Source organism: Streptomyces sp. B3I8, from assembly GCF_030816915.1.
In the GTDB taxonomy this organism is placed as follows: Bacteria; Actinomycetota; Actinomycetes; order Streptomycetales; family Streptomycetaceae; genus Streptomyces.
Map to the genome: position 1 here is coordinate 6,324,204 of NZ_JAUSYN010000002.1, position 22,660 is coordinate 6,346,863.

General features: G+C 72.8%; 19 protein-coding genes and 1 riboswitch. Of the genes, 17 read left to right on the forward strand and 2 right to left on the reverse strand.

Annotated elements, in window-relative coordinates:
- The first annotated feature begins 5 nt into the window (after nucleotides 1-5).
- From hpnH to QFZ64_RS30275, 6 genes are all read left to right on the forward strand, one after another.
- A complete protein-coding gene (gene hpnH / locus QFZ64_RS30250) occupies nucleotides 6-1,049 on the forward strand; it encodes an adenosyl-hopene transferase HpnH (protein WP_006139897.1) in 1,044 nt (347 codons plus the stop codon).
- Between the two features lie 4 nt (nucleotides 1,050-1,053).
- Nucleotides 1,054-2,211, forward strand: a complete 1,158-nt coding sequence (gene ispG / locus QFZ64_RS30255) for a flavodoxin-dependent (E)-4-hydroxy-3-methylbut-2-enyl-diphosphate synthase (protein ID WP_307070643.1) — start codon at nucleotides 1,054-1,056, stop codon at nucleotides 2,209-2,211.
- Between the two features lie 28 nt (nucleotides 2,212-2,239).
- Nucleotides 2,240-4,174: a 1-deoxy-D-xylulose-5-phosphate synthase gene (gene dxs / locus QFZ64_RS30260; protein WP_307070644.1), complete on the forward strand. Its 1,935-nt coding sequence runs from the start codon at nucleotides 2,240-2,242 to the stop codon at nucleotides 4,172-4,174.
- Entirely contained in the window at nucleotides 4,171-5,607 is a 1,437-nt protein-coding gene (locus QFZ64_RS30265; RefSeq protein ID WP_307070645.1) for an aspartate aminotransferase family protein, read from the forward strand. The genes dxs and QFZ64_RS30265 overlap by 4 nt, the downstream gene beginning before the upstream one ends.
- A 260-nt stretch (nucleotides 5,608-5,867) precedes the next feature.
- Nucleotides 5,868-6,494 carry a helix-turn-helix domain-containing protein gene (locus QFZ64_RS30270; protein ID WP_307070646.1) on the forward strand — a complete coding sequence of 209 codons (627 nt, stop codon included), beginning with the start codon at nucleotides 5,868-5,870 and terminating at the stop codon, nucleotides 6,492-6,494.
- Complete coding sequence (locus QFZ64_RS30275; RefSeq protein ID WP_307070647.1) at nucleotides 6,491-6,610, forward strand: DUF6126 family protein; 120 nt, start codon at nucleotides 6,491-6,493, stop codon at nucleotides 6,608-6,610. Before QFZ64_RS30270 ends, QFZ64_RS30275 begins: the two co-directional genes overlap by 4 nt.
- A gap of 21 nt (nucleotides 6,611-6,631) precedes the next feature.
- On the opposite strand, the gene QFZ64_RS30280 is transcribed toward QFZ64_RS30275, so the two are convergent.
- Nucleotides 6,632-7,429 (reverse strand): tyrosine-protein phosphatase, encoded by a 798-nt coding sequence (locus tag QFZ64_RS30280; protein ID WP_307070648.1) that lies wholly within the window; start codon nucleotides 7,427-7,429, stop codon nucleotides 6,632-6,634.
- Nucleotides 7,430-7,917: 488 nt separating this feature from the next.
- A riboswitch (cyclic di-AMP (ydaO/yuaA leader) is annotated at nucleotides 7,918-8,080 on the forward strand.
- 4 nt (nucleotides 8,081-8,084) lie between these two features.
- On the opposite strand from QFZ64_RS30280, the gene QFZ64_RS30285 reads away from it, so the two are divergent.
- The 3 genes from QFZ64_RS30285 to QFZ64_RS30295 all read left to right on the forward strand — a co-directional run bounded on the left by QFZ64_RS30285 (nucleotide 8,085) and on the right by QFZ64_RS30295 (nucleotide 11,365).
- Nucleotides 8,085-8,999, forward strand: coding sequence for a M23 family metallopeptidase (locus QFZ64_RS30285; protein WP_307070649.1), 915 nt, complete (start codon nucleotides 8,085-8,087; stop codon nucleotides 8,997-8,999).
- 228 nt (nucleotides 9,000-9,227) lie between these two features.
- Nucleotides 9,228-10,013 (forward strand): SGNH/GDSL hydrolase family protein, encoded by a 786-nt coding sequence (locus tag QFZ64_RS30290; RefSeq protein WP_307071922.1) that lies wholly within the window; start codon nucleotides 9,228-9,230, stop codon nucleotides 10,011-10,013.
- A gap of 164 nt (nucleotides 10,014-10,177) precedes the next feature.
- Nucleotides 10,178-11,365: an MBL fold metallo-hydrolase gene (locus QFZ64_RS30295; protein WP_307070650.1), complete on the forward strand. Its 1,188-nt coding sequence runs from the start codon at nucleotides 10,178-10,180 to the stop codon at nucleotides 11,363-11,365.
- 276 nt (nucleotides 11,366-11,641) lie between these two features.
- Here the strand turns inward: QFZ64_RS30295 and QFZ64_RS30300 are convergent, their stop codons facing one another.
- Entirely contained in the window at nucleotides 11,642-13,873 is a 2,232-nt protein-coding gene (locus QFZ64_RS30300) for a SpoIIE family protein phosphatase (protein WP_307070651.1), read from the reverse strand.
- A gap of 623 nt (nucleotides 13,874-14,496) precedes the next feature.
- Between QFZ64_RS30300 and QFZ64_RS30305 the strand changes: the two genes are divergently transcribed.
- From QFZ64_RS30305 to QFZ64_RS30340, 8 genes are all read left to right on the forward strand, one after another.
- Entirely contained in the window at nucleotides 14,497-17,046 is a 2,550-nt protein-coding gene (locus QFZ64_RS30305) for a sensor histidine kinase KdpD (RefSeq protein WP_307070652.1), read from the forward strand.
- 98 nt (nucleotides 17,047-17,144) lie between these two features.
- The gene (locus tag QFZ64_RS30310) at nucleotides 17,145-17,579 is read left to right on the forward strand and encodes a roadblock/LC7 domain-containing protein (RefSeq protein ID WP_307070653.1); all 435 of its coding nucleotides are present in this window, start codon (nucleotides 17,145-17,147) and stop codon (nucleotides 17,577-17,579) included.
- Entirely contained in the window at nucleotides 17,576-17,953 is a 378-nt protein-coding gene (locus QFZ64_RS30315; RefSeq protein ID WP_307070654.1) for a DUF742 domain-containing protein, read from the forward strand. Before QFZ64_RS30310 ends, QFZ64_RS30315 begins: the two co-directional genes overlap by 4 nt.
- Nucleotides 17,931-18,533 (forward strand): ATP/GTP-binding protein, encoded by a 603-nt coding sequence (locus QFZ64_RS30320; protein WP_307070655.1) that lies wholly within the window; start codon nucleotides 17,931-17,933, stop codon nucleotides 18,531-18,533. Before QFZ64_RS30315 ends, QFZ64_RS30320 begins: the two co-directional genes overlap by 23 nt.
- Nucleotides 18,530-19,162 carry a GAF domain-containing protein gene (locus QFZ64_RS30325; protein WP_307070656.1) on the forward strand — a complete coding sequence of 211 codons (633 nt, stop codon included), beginning with the start codon at nucleotides 18,530-18,532 and terminating at the stop codon, nucleotides 19,160-19,162. Before QFZ64_RS30320 ends, QFZ64_RS30325 begins: the two co-directional genes overlap by 4 nt.
- Nucleotides 19,163-19,279: 117 nt before the next feature.
- The gene (gene tdh, locus QFZ64_RS30330) at nucleotides 19,280-20,308 is read left to right on the forward strand and encodes an L-threonine 3-dehydrogenase (RefSeq protein ID WP_307070657.1); all 1,029 of its coding nucleotides are present in this window, start codon (nucleotides 19,280-19,282) and stop codon (nucleotides 20,306-20,308) included.
- A 36-nt stretch (nucleotides 20,309-20,344) separates the two neighbouring features.
- Nucleotides 20,345-21,538, forward strand: a complete 1,194-nt coding sequence (locus QFZ64_RS30335) for a glycine C-acetyltransferase (protein ID WP_307070658.1) — start codon at nucleotides 20,345-20,347, stop codon at nucleotides 21,536-21,538.
- 145 nt (nucleotides 21,539-21,683) lie between these two features.
- Nucleotides 21,684-22,589: a LysR family transcriptional regulator gene (locus QFZ64_RS30340; RefSeq protein ID WP_307070659.1), complete on the forward strand. Its 906-nt coding sequence runs from the start codon at nucleotides 21,684-21,686 to the stop codon at nucleotides 22,587-22,589.
- The last annotated feature ends 71 nt before the right edge of the window (nucleotides 22,590-22,660 follow it).

Below are 22,660 nucleotides of genomic sequence, written 5' to 3' on the forward strand. Positions count from 1 at the left end.
GCCCGATGGCCATGCCGTTGCGCCAGTCCATCAAGGTCGCTACGTATCTGGCTGAACAGAAGCTCCGCAAGCGGGACAAGTTTCCGCTCATCGTGGAGCTCGAACCCCTCTACGCCTGCAATCTGAAGTGCGAGGGCTGCGGCAAGATCCAGCACCCGGCCGGGGTGCTCAAGCAACGCATGCCGGTGGCCCAGGCCGTCGGCGCGGTGCTGGAATCCGGTGCGCCGATGGTGTCGATCGCCGGCGGCGAGCCGCTGATGCACCCCCAGATCGACGAGATCGTGCGACAGCTCGTGGCGAAGCGGAAGTACGTCTTCCTGTGCACCAACGCCATGCTGCTGCGCAAGAAGATGGACAAGTTCAAGCCCTCCCCCTACTTCGCGTTCACCGTGCACATCGACGGCCTGCGCGAGCGTCACGACGAGTCCGTGGCCAAGGAGGGCGTGTTCGACGAGGCCGTTGAGGCGATCAAGGAGGCCAAGCGGCGCGGCTTCCGGGTCACCACCAACTCCACCTTCTTCAACACCGACACCCCGCAGACCATCATCGAGGTGCTCAACTACCTCAACGACGACCTCAAGGTCGACGAGATGATGATCTCGCCCGCCTACGCCTACGAGAAGGCGCCCGACCAGGACCACTTCCTGGGCGTCGAGCAGACCCGCGAGCTGTTCCGGAAGTCCTTCGCGGGCGGCAACCGCCGCAAGTGGCGGCTCAACCACTCGCCCCTGTTCCTCGACTTCCTCGAGGGCAAGGTCGACTTCCCGTGCACCGCCTGGGCGATCCCCAACTACTCGCTCTTCGGCTGGCAGCGCCCCTGCTACCTGATGGCGGACGGCTACGTCCCGACGTACCGCGAGCTGATCGAGAAGACCGACTGGGACAAGTACGGCCGCGGCAAGGACCCGCGCTGCGACAACTGCATGGCGCACTGCGGCTACGAGCCGACCGCCGTGATGGCCACCATGGGCTCGCTCAAGGAGTCCCTGCGCGCCATGCGCGAGACGGTCGCCGGGAACGCCGCGGCGAACGCGGGAAGCGGCAGGTGAGGCCATGACCGCCGTTTCCCTGGGCCTGCCCGGGGTGCCCGCACGCCCGGTGGCACCGCGCCGGAACAGCCGGCGGATCCAGGTCGGATCCGTGCCGGTCGGCGGCGGTGCCCCGGTGTCGGTGCAGTCGATGACGACGACCCGGACCTCCGACATCGGTGCCACGTTGCAGCAGATCGCGGAGCTGACCGCGTCGGGCTGTCAGATCGTGCGGGTGGCGTGTCCGACGCAGGACGACGCGGACGCGCTGGCGACGATCGCGCGGAAGTCGCAGATCCCGGTGATCGCGGACATCCATTTCCAGCCGAAGTACGTGTTCGCCGCGATCGAGGCCGGGTGTGCGGCGGTGCGGGTGAATCCGGGCAACATCAAGCAGTTCGACGACAAGGTGCGGGAGATCGCGAGGGCGGCCAGGGATCACGGCACGCCGATCCGTATCGGGGTGAACGCGGGTTCGCTGGACCGTCGTCTGCTGCGGAAGTACGGCAGGGCGACGCCGGAGGCCCTCGTCGAGTCGGCGCTGTGGGAGGCGTCGCTGTTCGAGGAGCACGGCTTCCGGGACATCAAGATCTCGGTCAAGCACAACGACCCGGTCGTGATGATCGAGGCGTACCGGCAGCTCGCTCAGGCGTGCGAGTACCCGCTGCACCTCGGGGTGACGGAGGCGGGGCCGGCGTTCCAGGGGACGATCAAGTCGGCGGTCGCGTTCGGTGCGCTGCTCTCGCAGGGCATCGGTGACACCATCCGCGTCTCGCTGTCGGCTCCGCCGGCGGAGGAGGTGAAGGTCGGGTTGCAGATCCTGGAGTCCCTCGGCCTGAAGGAGCGCGGTCTGGAGATCGTGTCCTGCCCGTCCTGCGGTCGCGCGCAGGTGGATGTGTACAAGCTGGCCGAGGAGGTCACCGCCGGGCTGGAGGGCATGGAGGTGCCGCTGCGGGTGGCGGTGATGGGCTGTGTCGTCAACGGTCCCGGTGAGGCCCGCGAGGCCGACCTCGGCGTGGCCTCCGGCAACGGCAAGGGACAGATCTTCGTCAAGGGCGAGGTCATCAAGACCGTCCCGGAGTCGAAGATCGTGGAGACCCTCATCGACGAGGCCATGAAGATCGCGGAGCAGATGGAGAAGGACGGCACCGGTTCGGGGGAGCCCGCCGTCACCGTGAGCTGAGCAGCACGGACCGAGAGGGGGCTTGACCGTGACCAGACTGGAGAACATCCGGGGACCACGCGACCTGAAGGCGCTGTCCGAGGCGGAACTCGGTGAACTGTCGGAAGAGATCCGGCAGTTCCTCATCCACGCGGTCGCCAGGACCGGCGGACACCTGGGGCCCAATCTGGGCGTGGTGGAACTGACCATCGCGCTCCACCGGGTCTTCGAGTCGCCGGTCGACCGCATCCTGTGGGACACCGGACACCAGAGCTATGTGCACAAACTCCTGACGGGACGTCAGGACTTCTCCAAGCTGCGCGGCAAGGGCGGACTGTCCGGCTACCCCTCGCGCGAGGAGTCCGAGCACGACGTCATCGAGAACAGCCACGCCTCCACCGCGCTCGGCTGGGCCGACGGCCTCGCCAAGGCCCACGAGGTGCGCGGCGAGGAGGGGCACGTCGTCGCCGTCATCGGCGACGGGGCGCTCACCGGCGGCATGGCCTGGGAGGCGCTGAACAACATCGCCGCCGCCAAGGACCGTCCGCTGATCGTCGTCGTCAACGACAACGAACGCTCCTACGCGCCCACCATCGGCGGCCTCGCCAACCATCTGGCCACCCTGCGCACCACCGACGGCTACGAGAAGGCGCTCGCCTGGGGCAAGGGGATGCTCCAGCGCACCCCCGTCGTCGGCAACACCGTCTACGAGGCGCTGCACGGCGCGAAGAAGGGATTCAAGGACGCCTTCGCCCCGCAGGGGATGTTCGAGGACCTGGGCCTGAAGTACGTCGGCCCCATCGACGGACACGACATCGGCGCCGTCGAGTCCGCGCTGCGCCGCGCGAAACGCTTCCACGGCCCCGTCCTCGTGCACTGCCTCACCGAGAAGGGCCGCGGCTACGAACCCGCCCTCGCCCACGAGGAGGACCACTTCCACACCGTCGGCGCCATGGACCCGCTCACCTGCGCGCCTCTCGCCCCGGCCGGCGGCCCGTCGTGGACCTCGGTGTTCGGCGAGGAGATCGTGGCGATCGGCGAGGAGCGCGAGGACGTGGTCGCCCTCACGGCGGCCATGCTGCACCCGGTGGGGCTGGCGAAGTTCGCCGAACGCTTCCCCGACCGGGTGTGGGACGTCGGCATCGCCGAGCAGCACGCCGCCGTCAGCGCGGCCGGGCTCGCCACCGGCGGACTGCACCCCGTCGTCGCCGTCTACGCCACCTTTCTCAACCGCGCCTTCGACCAGCTCCTGATGGACGTCGCCCTGCACAGGTGCGGCGTGACGTTCGTCCTGGACCGGGCAGGCGTCACCGGCGTCGACGGGCCCTCGCACAACGGCATGTGGGACATGTCGGTGCTCCAGGTCGTCCCCGGGCTGCGGATCGCCGCCCCGCGCGACGCCGACCAGCTCCGGGCCGAACTGCGCGAGGCCGTCGCCGTGGACGACGCGCCGACATTGGTCCGCTTCCCCAAGGAGTCGGTCGGACCCGCGATCCCGGCCCTGGACCGGGTCGGCGGCATGGACGTGCTGCACCGCGCGGAGGACCCCGAGGTACTCCTCGTCGCCGTCGGAGTGATGGCGCCCGTCTGCCTCCACGCCGCCGAGCTCCTGGAAGCCCGCGGCATCCGCTGCACCGTCGTCGACCCGCGCTGGGTCAAACCGGTCGACCCCGCGCTGCCCGGGCTCGCCGCCCGGCACCGCCTGGTCGCCGTCGTCGAGGACAACAGCCGGGCCGCGGGGGTCGGTTCCGCCGTCGCGCTCGCCCTCGGCGACGCCGACGTGGACGTGCCCCTGCGCCGCTTCGGCATCCCGGAGCAGTTCCTCCCGCACGCCAAGCGGGGCGAGGTGCTCGCCGACATCGGGCTGACGCCCGTCGAGATCGCGGGCCGGATCAGCGGGTGTCTCGCCACCGGCACGGCCGGCGCCCTGCCGGGACAGGACACACCGGCACACGTGAAGACGTCCGAGGAGAACCACGTATGACCACCGCGGAACCCGCCCCCCGTCAGACCGCCCGCGGCAAGGAGGCGGACGGGGCGAGGGAGTTCGACCTCGCCGGGCTGCTGGCCGAGCGCGGTGGCGAGCGTTACGACCTGCACGGCCGCTACGTGAACCACCAGTTGCCGCGCATGCTGCACACCATCGGCTTCGACAAGGTCTACGAACGCGCCGAGGGCGCCCACTTCTGGGACGCCGACGGCAACGACTACCTCGACATGCTCGCCGGGTTCGGCGTCATGGGCCTGGGCCGGCACCACCCGGTGGTGCGCAAGGCGTTGCACGACGTACTCGACGCCGACCTCGCCGACCTGACCCGGTTCGACTGCCCGCCGCTGCCCGGACTGCTCGCCGAGAAGCTGCTCTCCCACAGCCCGCACCTGGACCGTGTCTTCTTCGGCAACAGCGGCACCGAGGCGGTCGAGACCGCGCTCAAGTTCGCCCGGTACGCCACCGGGCGGCGCCGCGTCCTGTACTGCGACCATGCCTTCCACGGGCTGACCACCGGGTCCCTCTCCGTCAACGGGGAGGACGGCTTCCGTGACGGCTTCGCCCCGCTGCTGCCCGACACCGCGGTGCCGCTCGGCGATCTCGACGCGCTGGCCCGGGAGTTGAAGAAGGGCGACGTGGCCGCGCTCATCGTCGAGCCCATCCAGGGCAAGGGCGTGCACGAGGCGCCGCCCGGCTATCTGCGCGCCGCTCAGGAGCTGCTGCACAAGCACAAGGCGCTGCTCATCGCCGACGAGGTGCAGACCGGCCTCGGCCGCACCGGCGACTTCTACGCCTACCAGCACGAGGACGGGGTCGAGCCGGACCTGGTGTGCGTGGCGAAGTCGCTGTCGGGCGGGTACGTGCCGGTGTCGGCGACGCTCGGCAAGGACTGGATCTTCAAGAAGGTCTACTCCTCCATGGACCGCGTCCTGGTCCACTCCGCCAGCTTCGGCGCCAACGCGCAGGCCATGGCGGCGGGGCTCGCGGTGCTGCACGCGATGGAGAACGAGCAGATCGTCGCGGGCGCGCGGGCGATGGGGGAGAGGCTGAAGTCCGGGCTCGCGGCGCTCACGGAGAGGTACGAGCTGCTCGCCGAGGTGCGCGGGCGGGGGCTGATGATCGGCATCGAGTTCGGCCGGCCGAAGTCGCTGAAGCTGCGGAGCCGGTGGGCGATGCTGCAGGCGGCGCGGAAGGGGCTGTTCGCGCAGATGGTCGTCGTGCCGCTGTTGCAGCGGCACCGGATCCTGACGCAGGTGTCCGGGGACCATCTGGAGGTGATCAAGCTGATTCCGCCGTTGGTGGTGGACGAGGCGGATGTCGACCGGTTCCTGGAGGCGTTCACGGCGGTCATGGACGACGCGCACGAGGGGGGTCTCATGTGGGACTTCGGCAAGACGCTGGTGAGGCAGGCGGTGGCGGCGAGGTAGGGGGCGCCCGGGTTTTCGCCCCGGCCGCACCTTCCCGCTCCCGTCCCTCAAGGGGCTCTGCCCCTTCGGACCCCGGACGTGCGGGTGGGCGGGGCTTCTCGCGCAGTTCTCCGCGCCCCTGTCCAGGGGCGCGGAGCCCCCTGGGGACGGGAAGGGCAGGGGCGGCGGGGGCGTTGAGACCGGGTGGGCACACCTTCGCACGCTTTTGCCTCTCAGGCAAGAAAATTGCCCAGCGGGCAAAAATCTGGCTCAATCGAGGTATGAGCAGCCCTTCCGATCCGCCACCCCCGGCGGAGCCCGGCGCGGCCCTCCCCACCGTCGCCCCGCAACTCCGCGCCCACCGCCACCGCACAGGCATGACCCTGGAGACCGCGGCCCAGGCCGCGAACCTCTCGCCGGCCCACCTCTCCCGCCTGGAGACCGGCCATCGCCACCCCTCACTCCCCGTCCTGCTCACGCTCGCCCGCGTCTACGGCACGACCGTCTCCGAACTGCTCGGCGAGACCGTCGCCGAGCGCGACGCCGTCGTCCGCGCCGCCCGCGCGGAACCGACGCAGGCCGGCGGCTGGACGTACTGGCAGGCCGGCGCCCCCGCCCGCGGCATGCAGGCACTGCGCGTCCACGTCCCGCACGGCACGCAGGGCGACATCGTCCGCGTCCACCCGGGGGAGGAGTGGCTCCACGTCCTGCGCGGCCGGCTCCGCCTCCGCCTCGGCGACACCGCGCATCTCCTCGACGCCGGGGACAGCGCGCACTTCGACTCGCTCACCCCGCACCGCCTCGCCGCCGCCGACCGCGCCGGCTGCGAGCTGCTGTTCGTCCACACCCTCCTGCAGAGCCCGAGCACCGCGCTCTGCCTCGGACCTCTCACCGGAGACACCCCATGAGCGACTACGAGACGAAATTCCCGCGCGCCCTGTGGATCAGGCTGCTCGTCTACCTGGCCGTCGGCCACCTCTTCGCCGCCTTCATCTGGCTGCTCTTCCAGGTGGGCGCCAAGTAGGCCCGGCCCGGGGAGGCTTCCTCAGTCCAGCAGGTGCTCGCGCAGCCGCGTGCGCACCTCGGGGGTGACTCCCAGACCCTGTCCCAGGTAGGCGTCCACCCCGCCCCAGGTCTCCTCGATCGTGGTGAACGCCGCCCGGAGGTACTCGGCCCGCGCGTCGAACAGCGGGCCGAGCAGTTCCATCACCTCGGCGGAGTACGCGTCCGGCGAGGACGCGGTGCGCCGCACCTTGTACCGGCGGTGCTTCGCGTTCGACTCCAGATAGTCGGCGACGATCGCGTCCCGCTCCACGCCCAGGGCGAGCAGTGTCACGGCGATCGACAGCCCCGCCCGGTCCTTCCCCGCCGAGCAGTGCATCAGCGCGGGCGCGCCGCCGTCGGCCAGCGTGCCCAGCACCCGCGCGTGCTCCGCCGTGCGTCCGCGGACGATCGCGCGGTACGAGGCGATCATGCGGGCCTCGGCCCGGCCGTCGGCCAGCAGTTCCCGCAGCTGGTCCAGGTCCCCCTCGCGCACCATCTTCCAGAACTCCGCGCCGTCGGCCGGGTCGGACAGCGGCATGCCCACGTTGCGTACGCCCGGCAGCTCCACGTCCGGGCCCTCCAGCTTGTGGTCGGCGGCGTTGCGGAAGTCGAAGACCGTGCGCAGGTTCAGGGAGGTGAGGAACTCCGCGTCCTCGGCCGTCGCATGGGCGAGGTGGCCGCTGCGGAACAGCCTGCCGAACGCCACGCGCCGGCCGTCCGTGGTCGGCAGCCCGCCCAGGTCGCGGAAGTTGCGCACTCCGGCCAGCTCGGGCTCGGTCGACGGGACCTGCTGTGTCACGGGTGCTCCTCCCATCCGTCCGCCGACGCGGCTCGTCGGCGGGGCGCGTACCGCCGACGACGATACGGCACGGGTGCCCCCGGCAAGCATGTTCCGTACACGCATCGTCCACGGGCCTCTCATCGCCGCGAATGCCGTGAAACGGACCATGCGGCCAATCGGTCGATCCCTATAAGGGGTTTCTGTCCGAATAGTCATTCTTGGTCGCTTCACTCCAACTGGCCCGGTATTGCTCCACATCGACGAGCGGCGCGTGAGCAGCGTCATATCCGTGACGGGGCGTCGAACGTCATGTTCACGTAATTCGCCTGTTCCGTCGGTGAATTCGGCGGGAGAAGAAGATCGTCCATTTCTGTGCGGCGGCGTGAATTCTGTGAATCGATCAAGAGAACCCGGTGCCCGGGAAATCCAAAGCTTGTGGTCGCGGCGCCATTTCGCTTACGTTCCCCCTCGTTCCGAGCGGAACGCCTAATCCTGCCGCCGCCCGGAATCCGCACTCACCCACCCGCACTCGGCAGGAGCGGGGGACCCACAGGTACATCGCCTGGTCCGGTCTTCCAGGACAGGCTCGGGGTAAAGCCGTGGAATCACACGGCCGGGCATCTCCAGCTCGCACCCGACAGCTCACCTCGCAGGCGCAGGAGAGGAATTCGACATGCCCGCGAAGGGTAAGCACCGCCGTACCAAGGCCCGGTTCATCACCACCTCCCTCGCCGCCGCCGGAACCGGTGGCGCCGCGATCGCGCTGCCCCTGCTGGTTGCCACCGGCGCCCACGCGGCCACCCCGGCCGCCGCACCCGAGCACTCCGCCACCTCCGTCACGGCGGGCGCTCACGAGGGCGCCGCCCGCACCTACACGGTGAAGGCCGGCGACTGGCTCGCCAGGATCGCCGACGAGCAGCACGTCGCCGGCGGCTGGCACAAGCTCTACGACGACAACCGTGCGGCCGTCGGGACCGACCCGTCGCTCATCCACCCCGGCCTGAAGCTCACCCTCGGTGCCAAGGCTCCGGCGCACGCGACGGGTTCGTCCTCCGCCGCGCACGAGGCCCCGGCCAGGAGCGGCACCGCAGAGAAGTCCGCGAACGCCGAGAAGCCCGCGTCCGCGCAGACCGGCCGGTCCGCCGCCTCCTCCGCCGAGCCCGCCGCGAGCAGCTCCTCCGGGTACACCCTGCCGGTCCAGGGCGCCGTCATCGGCACCGCTTACCACACCGCCGGCAGCATGTGGTCCAGCGGCTACCACACCGGCACCGACTTCGTGGTCCCGACCGGCACCAGCGTCAAGGCCATAGCCGACGCCACCGTCGTCTCCGCCGGCTGGGGCGGCGCGTACGGCAACCAGGTCGTCCTCAAGCTCGCCGACGGCCACTACGCCCAGTACGCCCACCTCTCGCAGCTCTCCGTCTCGGCCGGCCAGACCGTGACCGAGGGCCAGCAGCTCGGCCTCTCCGGCGCCACCGGCAACGTGACCGGGCCGCACCTGCACTTCGAGATCCGGACCACCCCGAACTACGGCTCGGACGTGGACCCGGTCGCCTACCTGCGCGCCCACGGCGTCACCGTCGGCTGACGGCTCCCGCGCCCTGTGAAGGCCGGACCCTCGATCCCCGGGGTCCGGCCTTCGGCCGTGCCCTTTCGTCCCCGCGCGTCGCGACGGCGCCTTATTCCGCGATTGACCAAGCCTTGACCCGTGGGGTATCTCACCGCCCGTCAATCCCTCCTTACGGTCGCGTAGCTCACATCCCAGGAGGAAGGATGGGCCGATGTGGCAGACGATTCGAAGAGTGACAACAGATCAGTGATCGGGTCGTACGTGGCGGTGGGGGACAGCTTCACCGAAGGCGTGGGCGACCCCGGGCCGGACGGGGCCTTCGTCGGCTGGGCCGACCGTTTCGCGGTCCTCCTCGCCGACCGGCGGCCCGAGGGCGACTTCCGGTACACCAACCTCGCCGTACGCGGGAAACTGCTCGACCAGATCGTCGCGGACCAGCTCCCGCGGGCCCTGGAGCTCGCTCCCGACCTGGTCTCCTTCTGCGCGGGCGGCAACGACATCATCCGGCCCGGCACCGACCCGGACGAGGTCGCCGAACGGTTCGAGCGCGCGGTCGCCCGCCTCACCGGCACGGTCGGCACGGTGATGGTGACCACCGGCTTCGACACCCGCGGTGTCCCCGTGTTCAAGCACCTGCGCGGCAAGATCGCGACGTACAACGGGCACGTGCGGGCCATCGCCGACCGTTACGGGTGCCCCGTGCTCGACCTGTGGTCGCTGCGCACGGTGCAGGACCGGCGGGCGTGGGACACCGACCGGCTGCACCTCTCGCCCGAGGGGCACACCCGGGTCGCCCTGCGCGCCGGCCAGCTCCTCGGCCTGGAGATCCCGGCCGACCCCGACCAGCCGTGGCCGCCGCTGCCGCCGCGCGGGACGCTGGAGATCCGCCGCGACGACATCCACTGGGCGCGCGAGCACCTCGTGCCGTGGATCGGCCGACGGCTGCGCGGCCAGTCCTCCGGCGACACGGCGGTGGCCAAGGGCCCGCTGTCCCCGGAGGACATCAGGATGCGGATCGGCACGGCGGTCTGAGGGGGAGCCCGGGGTCGGGACGGGAAAGGGGCGGCGGGGGCGAAGGACCTCCCCGGCGCCCTCCCCGTACCCCCGCACCCCCACCCACCCCCCGGGAACCCACAGCCGCCCCACAACCGTTGACGCGGAAAACGGACCGCACCACGATCACCACTGGAGACGCCGTGACCGGCCTACGTACCCCCACCACCCGGCCGCGCCCCATACGGCCGCTTTCCTTCGGCGCGGACCCGACGGGCGCACGCATGGCCCGCATCCGCCGCTCCCCGAACTTCGCCGACGGCGTCTTCGTCAACCCGGACGGCACCCGCACCCGCGAGTCCGGCGGCTCCGCCCTGGGGATGGCCAAGGAGTACCTCGACAAGGAGTCCCGCGCCCGACGGGCCCCCACCGGCACCATCCCCGTGCACGCCACGACCGTCGCCGACCTCGCCCGGCCCCCGAAGAGCGGCCTCCGGCTCACCTGGACGGGCCACTCCAGCATCCTCGCCGAGATCGACGGACAGCGCGTCCTGTTCGACCCGGTGTGGGGGCAGCGCTGCTCCCCGTTCGACTTCATCGGCCCCAAGCGGCTGCACCCCGTCCCGCTGCCGCTGGCCGCGCTCGGCCCGGTCGACGTGGTCGTCATCTCGCACGACCACTACGACCACCTCGACCTGCCCACGATCAAGGCACTGGCCGGCACGGACACGCTCTTCGCGGTGCCGCTCGGCGTCGGCGCCCACCTGGAACGCTGGGGCGTCTCCCCGGACCGGATGCGCGAGCTGGACTGGAACGAGTCGACGCGCGTCGGCGGGCTCACCCTCACCGCCACCCCCGCCCGTCACTTCTGCGGCCGCGGCATCCGCAACAGACAGCACACCCTGTGGGCGTCCTGGGTGGTCGCGGGCGAGCACCACCGGATCTACCACAGCGGGGACACCGGTTATTTCTTCGGCTTCAAGGACATCGGCACGGAACACGGCCCGTTCGACGCGACGATGATCCAGATCGGCGCGTACAGCGACATGTGGCCGGACATCCACATGACCCCCGAGGAGGGCGTCGACGCCCACCGTGACCTGCAGGGCGGGGACGCGGCCGCGGGCGTCCTGCTGCCCATCCACTGGGGCACCTTCAACCTGGCACCGCACCCGTGGGCCGAGCCCGGCGAGCGGACGATGTGGGCGGCACACCGCGCGGGCGCCACCATGGTGGCCCCCCGCCCGGGCGAACCCCTCGAACCGGCCGCGGCGGGAGCCGTCTTCCCGTGGTGGCGCGAGGTGGCCCAGGCCCCGGCCGGCGGCTGGCAGGCCTGGCCTCCGGCCGGTGGGGCAACCGACCGCACCGTGGACCAGGTGGGTGAGGCCTGAGACACGGATCCGTCCGGTTCTCGGGGGACGCTCTCCGAGGCAGGTCCGAGCTCGGGAAACGTACGCGCGATTCGAGCACGCACGGCAGACCTGTGCGCGGATCGGGGACCGGTCCGGCGCGGCGCGCGTGCGGCTCGAACTCGGCAGGCTCGCCGTTTCCCGTGGCGAGGACCGCGTGGGACGTACCTGGCTGCGGGAGTCGTCGGCCCTGTACAACGCTCTTGGAGCGCCGCAGGCCGGGGAGGCACGGGAACTCCTCGGTGAGGCATGAAAAGGTCAGGGCTTGCCGGGCAGGTCCTGCTCCGTCCAGATGCACTTGCCGTCGGCCAGGAAGCGGGTGCCCCAGCGGCGGGAGAGGGCGGCCACCAGGTGCAGGCCGCGGCCGCCCTCGTCGGTCTGGCCGACGCGGCGGATGCGGGGTGTGGTGAGGCTGCCGTCGTAAACCTCGCAGATCAGTGACCGGCTGCGCATCAGGCGCAGCCGGATCGGTCCGCGGGCGTGCCGCACCACATTGCCGATCAGCTCGCTGACCAGCAGCTCCGTGCTCATCACCAGGTCGTCCAGGCCCCAGACGTCGAGCTGGCTGCGCACGTACTCCCGCGCCTGGCCGGCCGCCCGCGGGTCCTCCGGGAGGCTGCACGAGGCCACGTCGCAGGTGGGCGTGGAGCGGGTGTGGGCGATCAGCAGGGCTGCGTCGTCGCTGATGCGGGCGTGGTCCGGCAGCATCGTCGAGACGACGATGTCGCACAGCTCGTCCAGCCGACCGGCACGAGGGCCGGTACCCGTGGGCCGGTCGGTGTCCGGGCCGGTACCCGTGTCCGTGTCCGTGGCCTCGTACGGGGTGAAGTAGCCGGTGCGGGTCACGGCCGCGGCCAGGGTCTGCCGCAGCAGTGCCATCCCCTGGTCGGCGTCGCGGTCCTGGGACTCGACCAGCCCGTCGGTGCAGAAGACCAGCAGGCTCTCGTCCGGCAGCCGCAGCTCGTGCACCTCGAACGGCGGGTCGGCGGCGCCCAGCGGCGGGTCGATGTCGACGTCGGGGGAGCGGACCGTGCCGTCGGGGTGGACGAGGACCGGCGGCAGATGACCAGCCAGCGCGTACGAGCAGATCCGGGTGACCGGGTCGAACACCGCGTACAGGCAGGTCGCGTAGTAGTCGTAGCCGAGGTCGCCGACGATCTCGCTGAGGTGGGTCAGCAGCTCGTCCGGGTCCATGTCCAGGTCCGCCAGGGTGCGCACCGCCGTGCGGAGCCGGCCCATGGTGGCGGCCTCGGTGATGCCGTGCCCCATGACGTCGCCGATCACCATGGCGACCCGGTCGCCGGAGAGCGGGATGACGTCGTACCAGTCCCCGCCGACCTCGTCGCCCCGCCCGGCCGGCAGATACCGGGCCGCCGCCGAGACCGCGGGCAGCGACGGCAGCGTACGGGGGAGCAGGCCGCGCTGGAGGCCCTGGGCGCGGGTGTGCTCGACGTCGAACAGCCGGGCCCGCTCCAGCGCCTGGGCGACGAGGCCGCTGAGCGCGGTGAGCAGCGTGCGGTCGTCCTCGCTGAAGGAGCGCGGTTCGGCGAAGGAGATGACGAGGGAGCCGGTGGCCCGGCCGGACACGATCAGCGGGAGGAAGGCCCAGGCCGCGGAGGGCGAGTTGTCCGAGAGGTACTCCAGCTTCGGGTAGAGCTCCACGAACTCGCCGGCGGAGCCGACGAACAGGGGGGTGCGGTCCCGCAGCACGTCGGCGAGGGCCGTGTGGTCGGAGAGCGGGAGTCCGTCGACCCGGTCCAGGAACCGCTGGTTGTAGCCGACGGAGTCGACCACGCGGATCCGGCCGGCCTCCAGGGTCTCCACCACCAGCCCGTCGGCCCCGACGGGCGGCAGGACGTGCTCGGCGACGGCCCGCACCACGTCCTTGGACGTGACGGCCTCGGCGAGGGCCAGGGTGAGCTCGGACATGCGCGCGGCACGCTCGCCGGCCGGCGCGCCCGGCGGGTGTCCGGCCTCGCGCAGGCGGCGGTCGGTGACGTCGACGAAGGAGATGCCGAGGCCGCCGTCCGGGACGGGGACCAGACGCAGGTGGTACAGCCGTCCGTGGATCGGGCGCGTGAGGTCGAAGCCGATCGGCCGGCCCTCGGCGACCGCGCGCCGGCACTGGCCCTCCAGGCCGGGCACGCCGAGCGCGGCCACCTCCCACAGCCTCGTTCCCGGCCGGACCGGCTCGGCGCCCAGGATGCGGGCGGCCTCCCGGTTGGCGAACGAGATACGCCAGGTGTCGTCGACCGACAGGAAGCCCTCGCTCATGTCGGACAGGGCCCGCAGCACGGTGTCGCGCGGGGCGGCGAGGGGATCGGGAGAACCCGCCGGGTCGGTGGCGGTCCGTGCCGCACGCTCCCCGGGTCCCTCCGCAGGGTCGCCACTGCCGCCGGGGCGGTCGGGGCCGCCAGGGCGGACGGGACCGTCCGGCTCGCCGGCCGGGCGCCGGTGTCCGGCACCACCGGCGGCACCACCAGACGCCACGTCGCCTCCCGCTTGCCTCGCGCGTCGGGCCGCGGCCGGGGCGCGCGGTGGCGGAGGGCGCCCTGTGTGGGGGGCGGGAGCCGTGCCACCGCGGGACCGGTGGGGCCCGCTTTCGTCCACAGTAGTTCCTGGCGTCCCTTCGGGCCGTTCGGGAGGGCGGCGGTCGGCGGGGCCGGGCGTGCGGCCGCGCCTGAACACGCCCTGTGACCTCGGACGGAGGCGGCCGGGTGGCCTGCCGGGGGCCGGAAGGGCGCCCGGAGGCCGGTCAGCGGGCGCACGGAACCGGGCGTACGGCGAGGGACCGGGATCCACCCCCGCCCGACCGTGCGCCCGCTCCTGACTGCTTCTGACCAGCTCTGATCGCTTCCCTCGAACGAGGGAACATGCGTCCGAGACGGTTATCGGTCTGTCGTACGACGCGTCATACCAGAGCGGGATGCTCCGCGGAGGACTTTGCCAACTGCCACCGCGCATGCTGTCGTGACGACTACTGTGAGTCGCCGCCGGACGACGGGGGGCCGCCCTTGCGTGACCCTCCCGGCCGGCACAGCGATGGCGCACGCCCACGCCGCGCGCCGACCGCGGGAGCCCCGTGCCCCCGAGCCCCCAGTACGAGGACACCGATGTCTCACCTACGCGCACCGGCCACCCGTGCGGACCGCCGTGAGGGCGGGCGGCACGGGCGACCGGCCGCCCGCACCGCACCCACGCCGACCGAGACGCACATACGGCCGCAACTGCTGCGACTGGCGGTGCTGCCCCCCGTCGCGGTCGCCCTCGCCGGCTGCGCCGCCGTGCTCTTCACCGTCCGCTCCACCGCGGCGATGCCCACGCCCACGCTGTGGGCCGTGCTCGCCGGCGCGTTCGGAGTCGCCGTCGCCGGTGTACTGACCGCGGCCGTGGCCGCGGGCCGCGCGGCCGACTCCGTCAAGGAACGGGTGGACACGCTGCGGCGCACCGCCACCCGCGGCGAGGCCGACCTGCGCGCCCTCGTGGAGGCGCTGCGCCGTGGTGAGACCGTGCCGAAGCGGGGCGGCCGGGGCAGGCCCGCCGCCGACACCTCCGGCGCCGACGACTTCGAACTCCTCGCCGCCGACCTCGCCCGCGCGCAGGAGAGCGCGGTCGCCGCCGTCGTGCGGGCCGCCCAGCTCTCCAGCCGGGCGGGCAACGAACAGAAACTCGAGGTGTTCCTCAACCTGGCCAGGCGACTGCAGTCGCTGGTGCACCGCGAGATCTCCACGCTCGACGAGCTGGAGAACGAGATCGAGGACCCCGATCTGCTCAAGGGCCTCTTCCACGTCGACCACCTCTCCACCCGCATCCGCCGCCATGCGGAGAATCTCGCGGTGCTCGGGGGCGCGGTCTCGCGCCGGCAGTGGAGCAACCCGGTGGAGATGACCGAGGTGCTGCGCTCGGCCATCGCCGAGGTCGAGCAGTACTCCAGGGTGCGCCTCGTCCCGCCGATCGACGGCCGGCTGCGCGGGAACGCCGTCGCCGATGTCATCCACCTGCTCGCCGAACTCGTCGAGAACGCGACGGTGTTCTCCGCGCCGCACACCCAGGTGCTGCTCCGGGCCAACCTCGTCACCTCCGGGCTCGCGGTCGAGGTCGAGGACCGGGGCCTGGGCATGCCGCTCGCCGAACAGCACCGCATGAACGCGCTGCTCGCCGACCCCGACCAGGTCAACGTCGCCAGCCTGCTGCAGGACGGCCGGATCGGCCTGTACGTCGTCTCCCAGCTCGCCCGCCGTCACGGGATCCAGGTACGGCTGGGCACCAACATCTACGGCGGGGTCCAGGCGGTCCTGGTCCTGCCCGCGGACGTCCTCGGCACACCCCCGCCGGAGCTGCCGGCGACACCCGCCGCGCGTGGGGCGCGGCCGGGAGGCACGGCGCCTGGGCAGGGCCGGGTGCCCGGACAGGGCGGGGCGCCCGCGGCCGGCGGGACCGGCGGAGCCGGGGGAATGCCCCCTCCGGGCGCACCGCGCGGAGGCGGAGGAGCGCCCGTGCCCGGTGCGCCGCGTACGGACGGCGCCGGTGCTCCGGCGCACGCCGGCCGCGGCGAGCGGCCCGGCCCCGAAGGATGGGTGAACCCGGCGCGGCACGCCGGCCCCACGGAGCACGCGGGCCGTACGGAGCCCGCGTCGGCGGGCGTCCCGGCGCGGGACGGGCGGGGAAGGCCGTCCGCCGGTGTGCCGGCCTTCGCGACCGACGGGGCGGTGGCCCCGGTTCCCGCAGCCCCCGGCGCCGGAACGCCCGCCGGTCCGGGCACCCCGGGCACCGGGACGCCCTCCGGTACGTCCGGTACGGGTGGACACGGCACTCCCGCGTCGGCGCCCGCACCCGGTACGGGCGTGGACTGGGTCCAGGTCACCGCGAGCGGTACGCACGGTTCCGGCGCGGTGCCCGGGGACACCGGGTCCGGCGGGGGACACCCCGGCTCCGGTTCCGGTGAACCCGGCGGTCCGCCCGGGACGGCGCCGCCGTTGCCCGTGCGGGGGCAGCGCGCCGCGCGGCCCAGTCCGGCCGCGGCGCAGCCGGGCCTCGGCGCCGGGCACCGTCGGGCGCTCGCGGAGAACACCGGGCTGCCGCCCACCCCGCGGGTCGGCCCCGTCCGCGGCACCATGGGCAAGCCGCAACTGCCCCGGCGCCGCGCCCAGGAGCATCTCGCGCCCCAGCTCCGCGGTGGCCCCGCCCCCGGGCCCCGGGCGGACGCCGAAGCGTACGTCGAGCACGACCCCGGCCTGATGGCGGCGTTCCAGCGCGGCATCGGCCTCGCCGAGGCGGCCCAGCAACGCGAACCGGCCGCCCCTGAGCCGCCGCACCCGGCTTCCCCCGGGCTCGGCGAACCGTCGAGCCCGGCCTCCGCGGAGCCCCCGCAAGCGTCCTCGACCGTCGGCCCCGTCGGCCCCGTCGGCCCCGCGGGACGCCCCGCCGAGCCGTCGTCCCCGAACCTCGTCGCTCCCACCGGCCCGGCCGACCCGGTCGTCCCCGCCGGACAGCCGTACCCGGTTGTGAAGGGGCTTGACGGGCCGGACGCGCCGGACGAACCGCCGTACCCCGCCACCCTCGACCCCGTTTCGCCGCACGCGGCCGACGCGCGTGTGGCCCGCCCGTCCGTGCCCGCCCCCGAGGGCGCCGCCCGGCGCGACGGGCGTGCGTCCGCCGGATGAGCGGGACGACGAGCGAGACGACGAGCAGGGCGACGAACACCGGTCCCACCGTCCCCACCACCCTCACCGCCCCCCGTACTCCAAGGAGTCGATCCACCATGGCGAGCGAAGCGCCGACCGGCCACGCATCCGACCTCGACTGGCTGATGAGCGGCCTCGTGCAGCGCGTGCCGCACACCAGGAGCGCGGTACTGCTCTCCTGCGACGGGCTGGTCAAGTCCGTCCACGGCCTGGACCAGGACAGCGCCGACCACATGGCCGCACTCGCCTCCGGCCTGTACTCCCTCGGCCGCAGCGCCGGCATCCGGTTCGCGGGCGGCGGCGACGTCCGCCAGGTCGTCGTCGAACTCGACTCCTCCCTGCTGTTCGTCTCCACCGCCGGTTCCGGCACCTGTCTCGCCGTGCTCGCCGACCGGGAGGCCGACGCCGCGGTCCTCGGCTACGAGATGGCGATGCTGGTCAAGAGCGTCCGCCCGTACCTGGTGACCGCGCCCCGGCAGCCCGTCGGCCGGCCCCCGGTGCTGAGGCCTTGAGCGCGGCCACCGCGGGCGACGGGCCCTGGCTCGACGATGCCGCCGGCCGGCTGGTCCGCCCCTACCAGGTCAGCAACGGGCGGACCCGGCCGACCGCCGCCCTCGACCTGTTGTCGCAGGTGAGAGCCACCGGGGCGACCCCCCGCGGCTACCTCGGCCCCGAACACACCCAGGTGCTCGGCCTGTGCGGGGGACCCGTCTCCGTCGCCGAGGTCGCCGGACAGCTCAGGCTGCCGGTCGCGGTCGCCAAGGTGCTGCTGTCCGACCTCGTCGACAGCGGGGCGCTCACCACCAGGCCCCCGGCCTTCCACCACAACCCCACGGACCGGTCCCTTCTGGAGGCAGTGCTCGATGGACTACGACGACAGCTCTGACGCCTTCCCCACCGCGCTGAAGATCCTCGTGGCGGGCGGGTTCGGAGTAGGCAAGACCACCTTCGTGGGCGCGGTCAGCGAGATCGCGCCGCTCAGCACGGAGGAACTCCTCACCACGGTCAGCGCCGCCACCGACAACCTCGACGGCATCGAGAACAAGGTCGAGACCACCGTCGCGATGGACTTCGGCCGCATCACCCTCGACCCGCGGCACGTGCTCTACCTGTTCGGCACCCCCGGCCAGGAGAGGTTCTGGTTCATGTGGGACGAACTGTCCGAGGGCGCGCTCGGCGCGGTGATCCTCGCCGACACCCGTCGGCTCCAGGAGTGCTTCGCCGCCATCGACTTCTTCGAGGAGCGCGGCCTCGGCTTCATCGTCGCGATCAACGAGTTCGACGGCGCCCACCGCTACGACCCCGAGGAGGTGCGCGCGGCCCTCGACCTGGACCGCCACATCCCCGTCGTCCGCTGCGACGCCCGTATCTCCAGCTCCGGGGTGCAGACCCTGCTCGCCCTGGTCAAGTACCTCATCGCCCACATCCCGGCCACCCAGGCGCCGCACCACGGAGCCCGCACATGAGCCTCCGCCGGCTCCTGCTGACCCCGCAGGACGAGGACGCCCCCGAGCGGATGCGACGGCTGCGCGCCCTCGGCCTCGGGGAGCACCCCGACCCCGCCCTGGACGCGTTCGCGGACCGGCTGGCCCGGGTGCTGGCGGCCCCGTACGCGATGGTCAACTTCGTCGGCGAGCAACGGCAGTTCCTCGCCGGGCTGCACACGCCGGACGGCCTCCCGCTGCCCGCCGCCACCGGTGCGGACGGTACGGGGCGGGCCCGGCTGCTCACCCGCGACCACGGTTTCTGCCCGCACGTCGTGGTCCGCCGCCGGGCGCTGGCGCTGGAGGACGTGCGCGACTACCCGCGGTTCGCCGGCAACCCGATCGTCGACGAGACCGGCGTCCGGGCCTACCTCGGCGCCCCGCTGCCCGACCCCACCGGCCTCGCGCTCGGCACGGTCTGCGTCGCCGACGTCGTCCCGCGCCGCTGGGGCCGGGAGGGGCTGGAGACCATCAAGGGGCTCGCCGCGGAACTGACCCAGCGGCTCCTGGAGCGGGGGAACGGCGGCCCGCGACCACCGGACGGGGCGGGCGGAAGGGGCGGCATGGGCGGCACGGGAGGCATGGACGGCACGGACGGCTCCGGGGTGTGAAGGAAAGCTGCGGGCGCGCTTAAGAAATCCTCGATGGACCGCCGCCGGGCGGTACGGCAGATTCCAGAGGGATCCCCTCACCGGGGACCGAGCCGTCGAACCACAGGAGCCGTACGCGTGAAGGCGCTGGTCAAGCAGAAGGCGGAGCCCGGCCTGTGGCTCCAGGACGTACCCGAACCGGCCATCGGCCCCGGTGACGTACTGATCAAGGTGCTGCGCACCGGCATCTGCGGCACCGACCTGCACATCCGCTCCTGGGACGGCTGGGCCCAGCAGGCGATCACCACCCCGCTGGTGCTCGGGCACGAGTTCGTCGGCGAGGTCGTCGACACCGGCCGGGACGTCACCGGCATCAAGACGGGCGACCGGGTCAGCGGCGAGGGCCACCTGGTGTGCGGCACCTGCCGCAACTGCCTGGCCGGCCGCCGCCACCTGTGCCGCGCCACCGTCGGCCTCGGTGTCGGGCGCGACGGCGCGTTCGCGGAGTACGTCGCCCTGCCCGCGTCCAACGTGTGGGTGCACCGAGTCCCCGTCGACCTCGACGTGGCCGCCATCTTCGACCCGTTCGGCAACGCCGTGCACACCGCGCTGTCCTTCCCGCTGGTCGGCGAGGACGTGCTGATCACCGGCGCCGGACCCATCGGCCTGATGGCCGCCGCCGTGGCCCGGCACGCCGGCGCCCGCCACGTCGTCGTCACCGACGTCAGCGAGGAGCGGCTCGAGCTGGCCCGCAAGATCGGCGTGAGCCTGGCCCTGAACGTCTCCGGCGCCACGATCGCCGACGGACAGCGGAAGCTGGGGCTGCGCGAGGGCTTCGACATCGGCCTGGAGATGTCCGGCCGTCCCGAGGCGCTGCGCGACATGATCGCCAACATGACGCACGGCGGCCGCATCGCGATGCTCGGCCTGCCCGCCGAGGAGTTCCCCGTCGACTTCGCCCGGATCGTCACGTCGATGATCACCCTCAAGGGCATCTACGGCCGGGAGATGTTCGAGACCTGGTACGCGATGTCCGTCCTGCTGGAGGGCGGCCTCGACCTGGCCCCCGTCATCACCGGCCGGTACGGCCACGACGAGTACGAGGCCGCGTTCGCCGACGCCGCGAGCGGCCGGGGCGGCAAGGTCATCCTCGACTGGACCGCGTAACTCCCGCCACCCGCACGCACCTTCAGGAGCCCCTTCATGTTCGACTCCGTACGCGACGACCTCCGCGTCACCCTCGACGAGATCCGCGCCGCCGGGCTGCACAAGCCCGAGCGCGTCCTCGGCACCCCGCAGTCCGCGACCGTCGCCGTCACGGCGGGCGGCCGGCCCGGTGAGGTCCTCAACTTCTGCGCCAACAACTACCTCGGTCTCGCCGACCACCCCGAGGTGGTCGCCGCCGCCCACGAGGCGCTGGACCGCTGGGGCTACGGCATGGCCTCCGTACGCTTCATCTGCGGCACGCAGGAGGTGCACAAGGAGCTGGAGGCCCGGCTGTCGGCCTTCCTCGGCCAGGAGGACACGATCCTGTACTCCTCCTGCTTCGATGCCAACGGCGGTGTCTTCGAGACACTGCTCGGCGCCGAGGACGCGGTGATCTCCGACGCCCTCAACCACGCCTCCATCATCGACGGCATCCGCCTCTCCAAGGCCCGCCGCTTCCGTTACGCCAACCGCGACATGGCCGACCTGGAGACCCAGCTCAAGACGGCCGGGGACGCGCGGCGGCGGCTGATCGTCACCGACGGCGTCTTCTCGATGGACGGCTACGTCGCCCCGCTGCGCGAGATCTGCGACCTCGCCGACCGGTACGACGCCATGGTCATGGTCGACGACTCGCACGCCGTGGGCTTCGTCGGCCCCGGCGGCCGGGGCACGCCCGAACTGCACGGGGTCATGGACCGGGTCGACATCCTCACCGGCACGCTCGGCAAGGCGCTCGGCGGCGCGTCCGGCGGGTACGTGGCCGCCCGCGCCGAGATCGTCGCGCTGCTGCGCCAGCGTTCGCGCCCGTACCTGTTCTCCAACACGCTGGCCCCGGTGATCGCGGCGGCCTCCCTGAAGGTGCTGGACCTGCTGGAGTCGGCGGGGGAGCTGCGGGAGAAGCTGGCCGCCAACACCGAACTGTTCCGGCGCCGGATGACCGACGAGGGGTTCGACGTCCTCTCCGGCGACCACGCCATCGCGCCCGTCATGATCGGCGACGCGGCGAAGGCGGGGCGCATGGCGGAGCTGCTGCTGGAGCGGGGGGTGTACGTGATCGGGTTCTCGTACCCGGTGGTGCCGCAGGGCGCGGCCCGCATTCGCGTGCAGCTGTCCGCGGCGCACTCGGCACAGGACGTGGAGCGGGCCGTGGCGGCGTTCGTCGCCGCGCGGGCCGAGCTGGAGGGTTGAGGGGGGCTTTCTTCGCCCCGCCGCCCCTGCCCTTCCGGGTGGGCGCGGGTGCTGCGTGGCCGGTCGCGCGGTTCCCCGCGCCCCTTTTGGGCGCGGCGGGGCCGTGGAACGGAAGGTGCGGCCGGGTGTTGCGATAATCGACCGCATGATCGAGGCGCGGCGGTTGCACATTCTCCGGGCGGTGGCGGACCACCGCACGGTGACCGCGGCCGCCGCCGCGCTGTACCTCACCCCCTCCGCCGTCTCGCAGCAGTTGGCGGCGCTGGAGCAGGAGACCGGGCACCGGCTGGTGGAACGCGGTGCCAAGGGGGTGCGGCTCACGCCGGCCGGGGAGATCCTGCTCGGCCACACCCACGCCGTCCTCGCCCGGCTGGAACGCGCGGAGGCCGAGCTCGCGGCGTACGGCGCGGGCTCGGCGGGCACGGTGACGCTCGCCGCGTTCGCCACCGGCATCGGCCTGGTCGTCGCCCCCGCGCTGGTCACCCTGGCCCGTACCGCACCCGGCATCCGGGTCCGCGTCCGGGACGCGGAGGGCGACGCCAGCCTGCCGATGGTGCTCGACCGGCAGGTGGACGTGGCGGTCGCGGTCGAGTACCGGGGCGCCCCCGGCGCCGACGACCCCCGGCTCACCCACATCGCGCTGTACGCCGAACCGTTCGATGCGGTCGTCCCCGTCGGCCACCGGCTGGCCGGGGCGGAGGTGGTGCCCCTCGCGGAGCTCGCCAAGGACCCGTGGATCGGCCCCTACCCGGGCAACCCGTGCCACGACGTGGTCGTCCTGGCCTGCGAGCACGCCGGTTTCCAGCCCCGCCTCGAACACTCCTCCGACGACTTCAGCGCCGTGATCTCGCTGGCCTCCGCCGACGCGGGAGTGGCGCTCGTGCCGCGCTCCGCGCTGCGCGGCACGGACCTGACCGACGTCGTCGTCCGGCCGGTGGACGGGGTGGCACCGACCCGCCGGGTGTTCGCGGCGGTCCGCCGGGGCGCGGAGGAACACCCCCTGATCCGCCCCGTCCTGGACGCGCTGACCGAGGCCGCGACGGCGCACTGACGGCGGCCCGGCCGCTCCCCGGTGAGCGGGCCCCGGCGCCCGCGCCCGATGTCAGTGCCGTTGGTTACCGT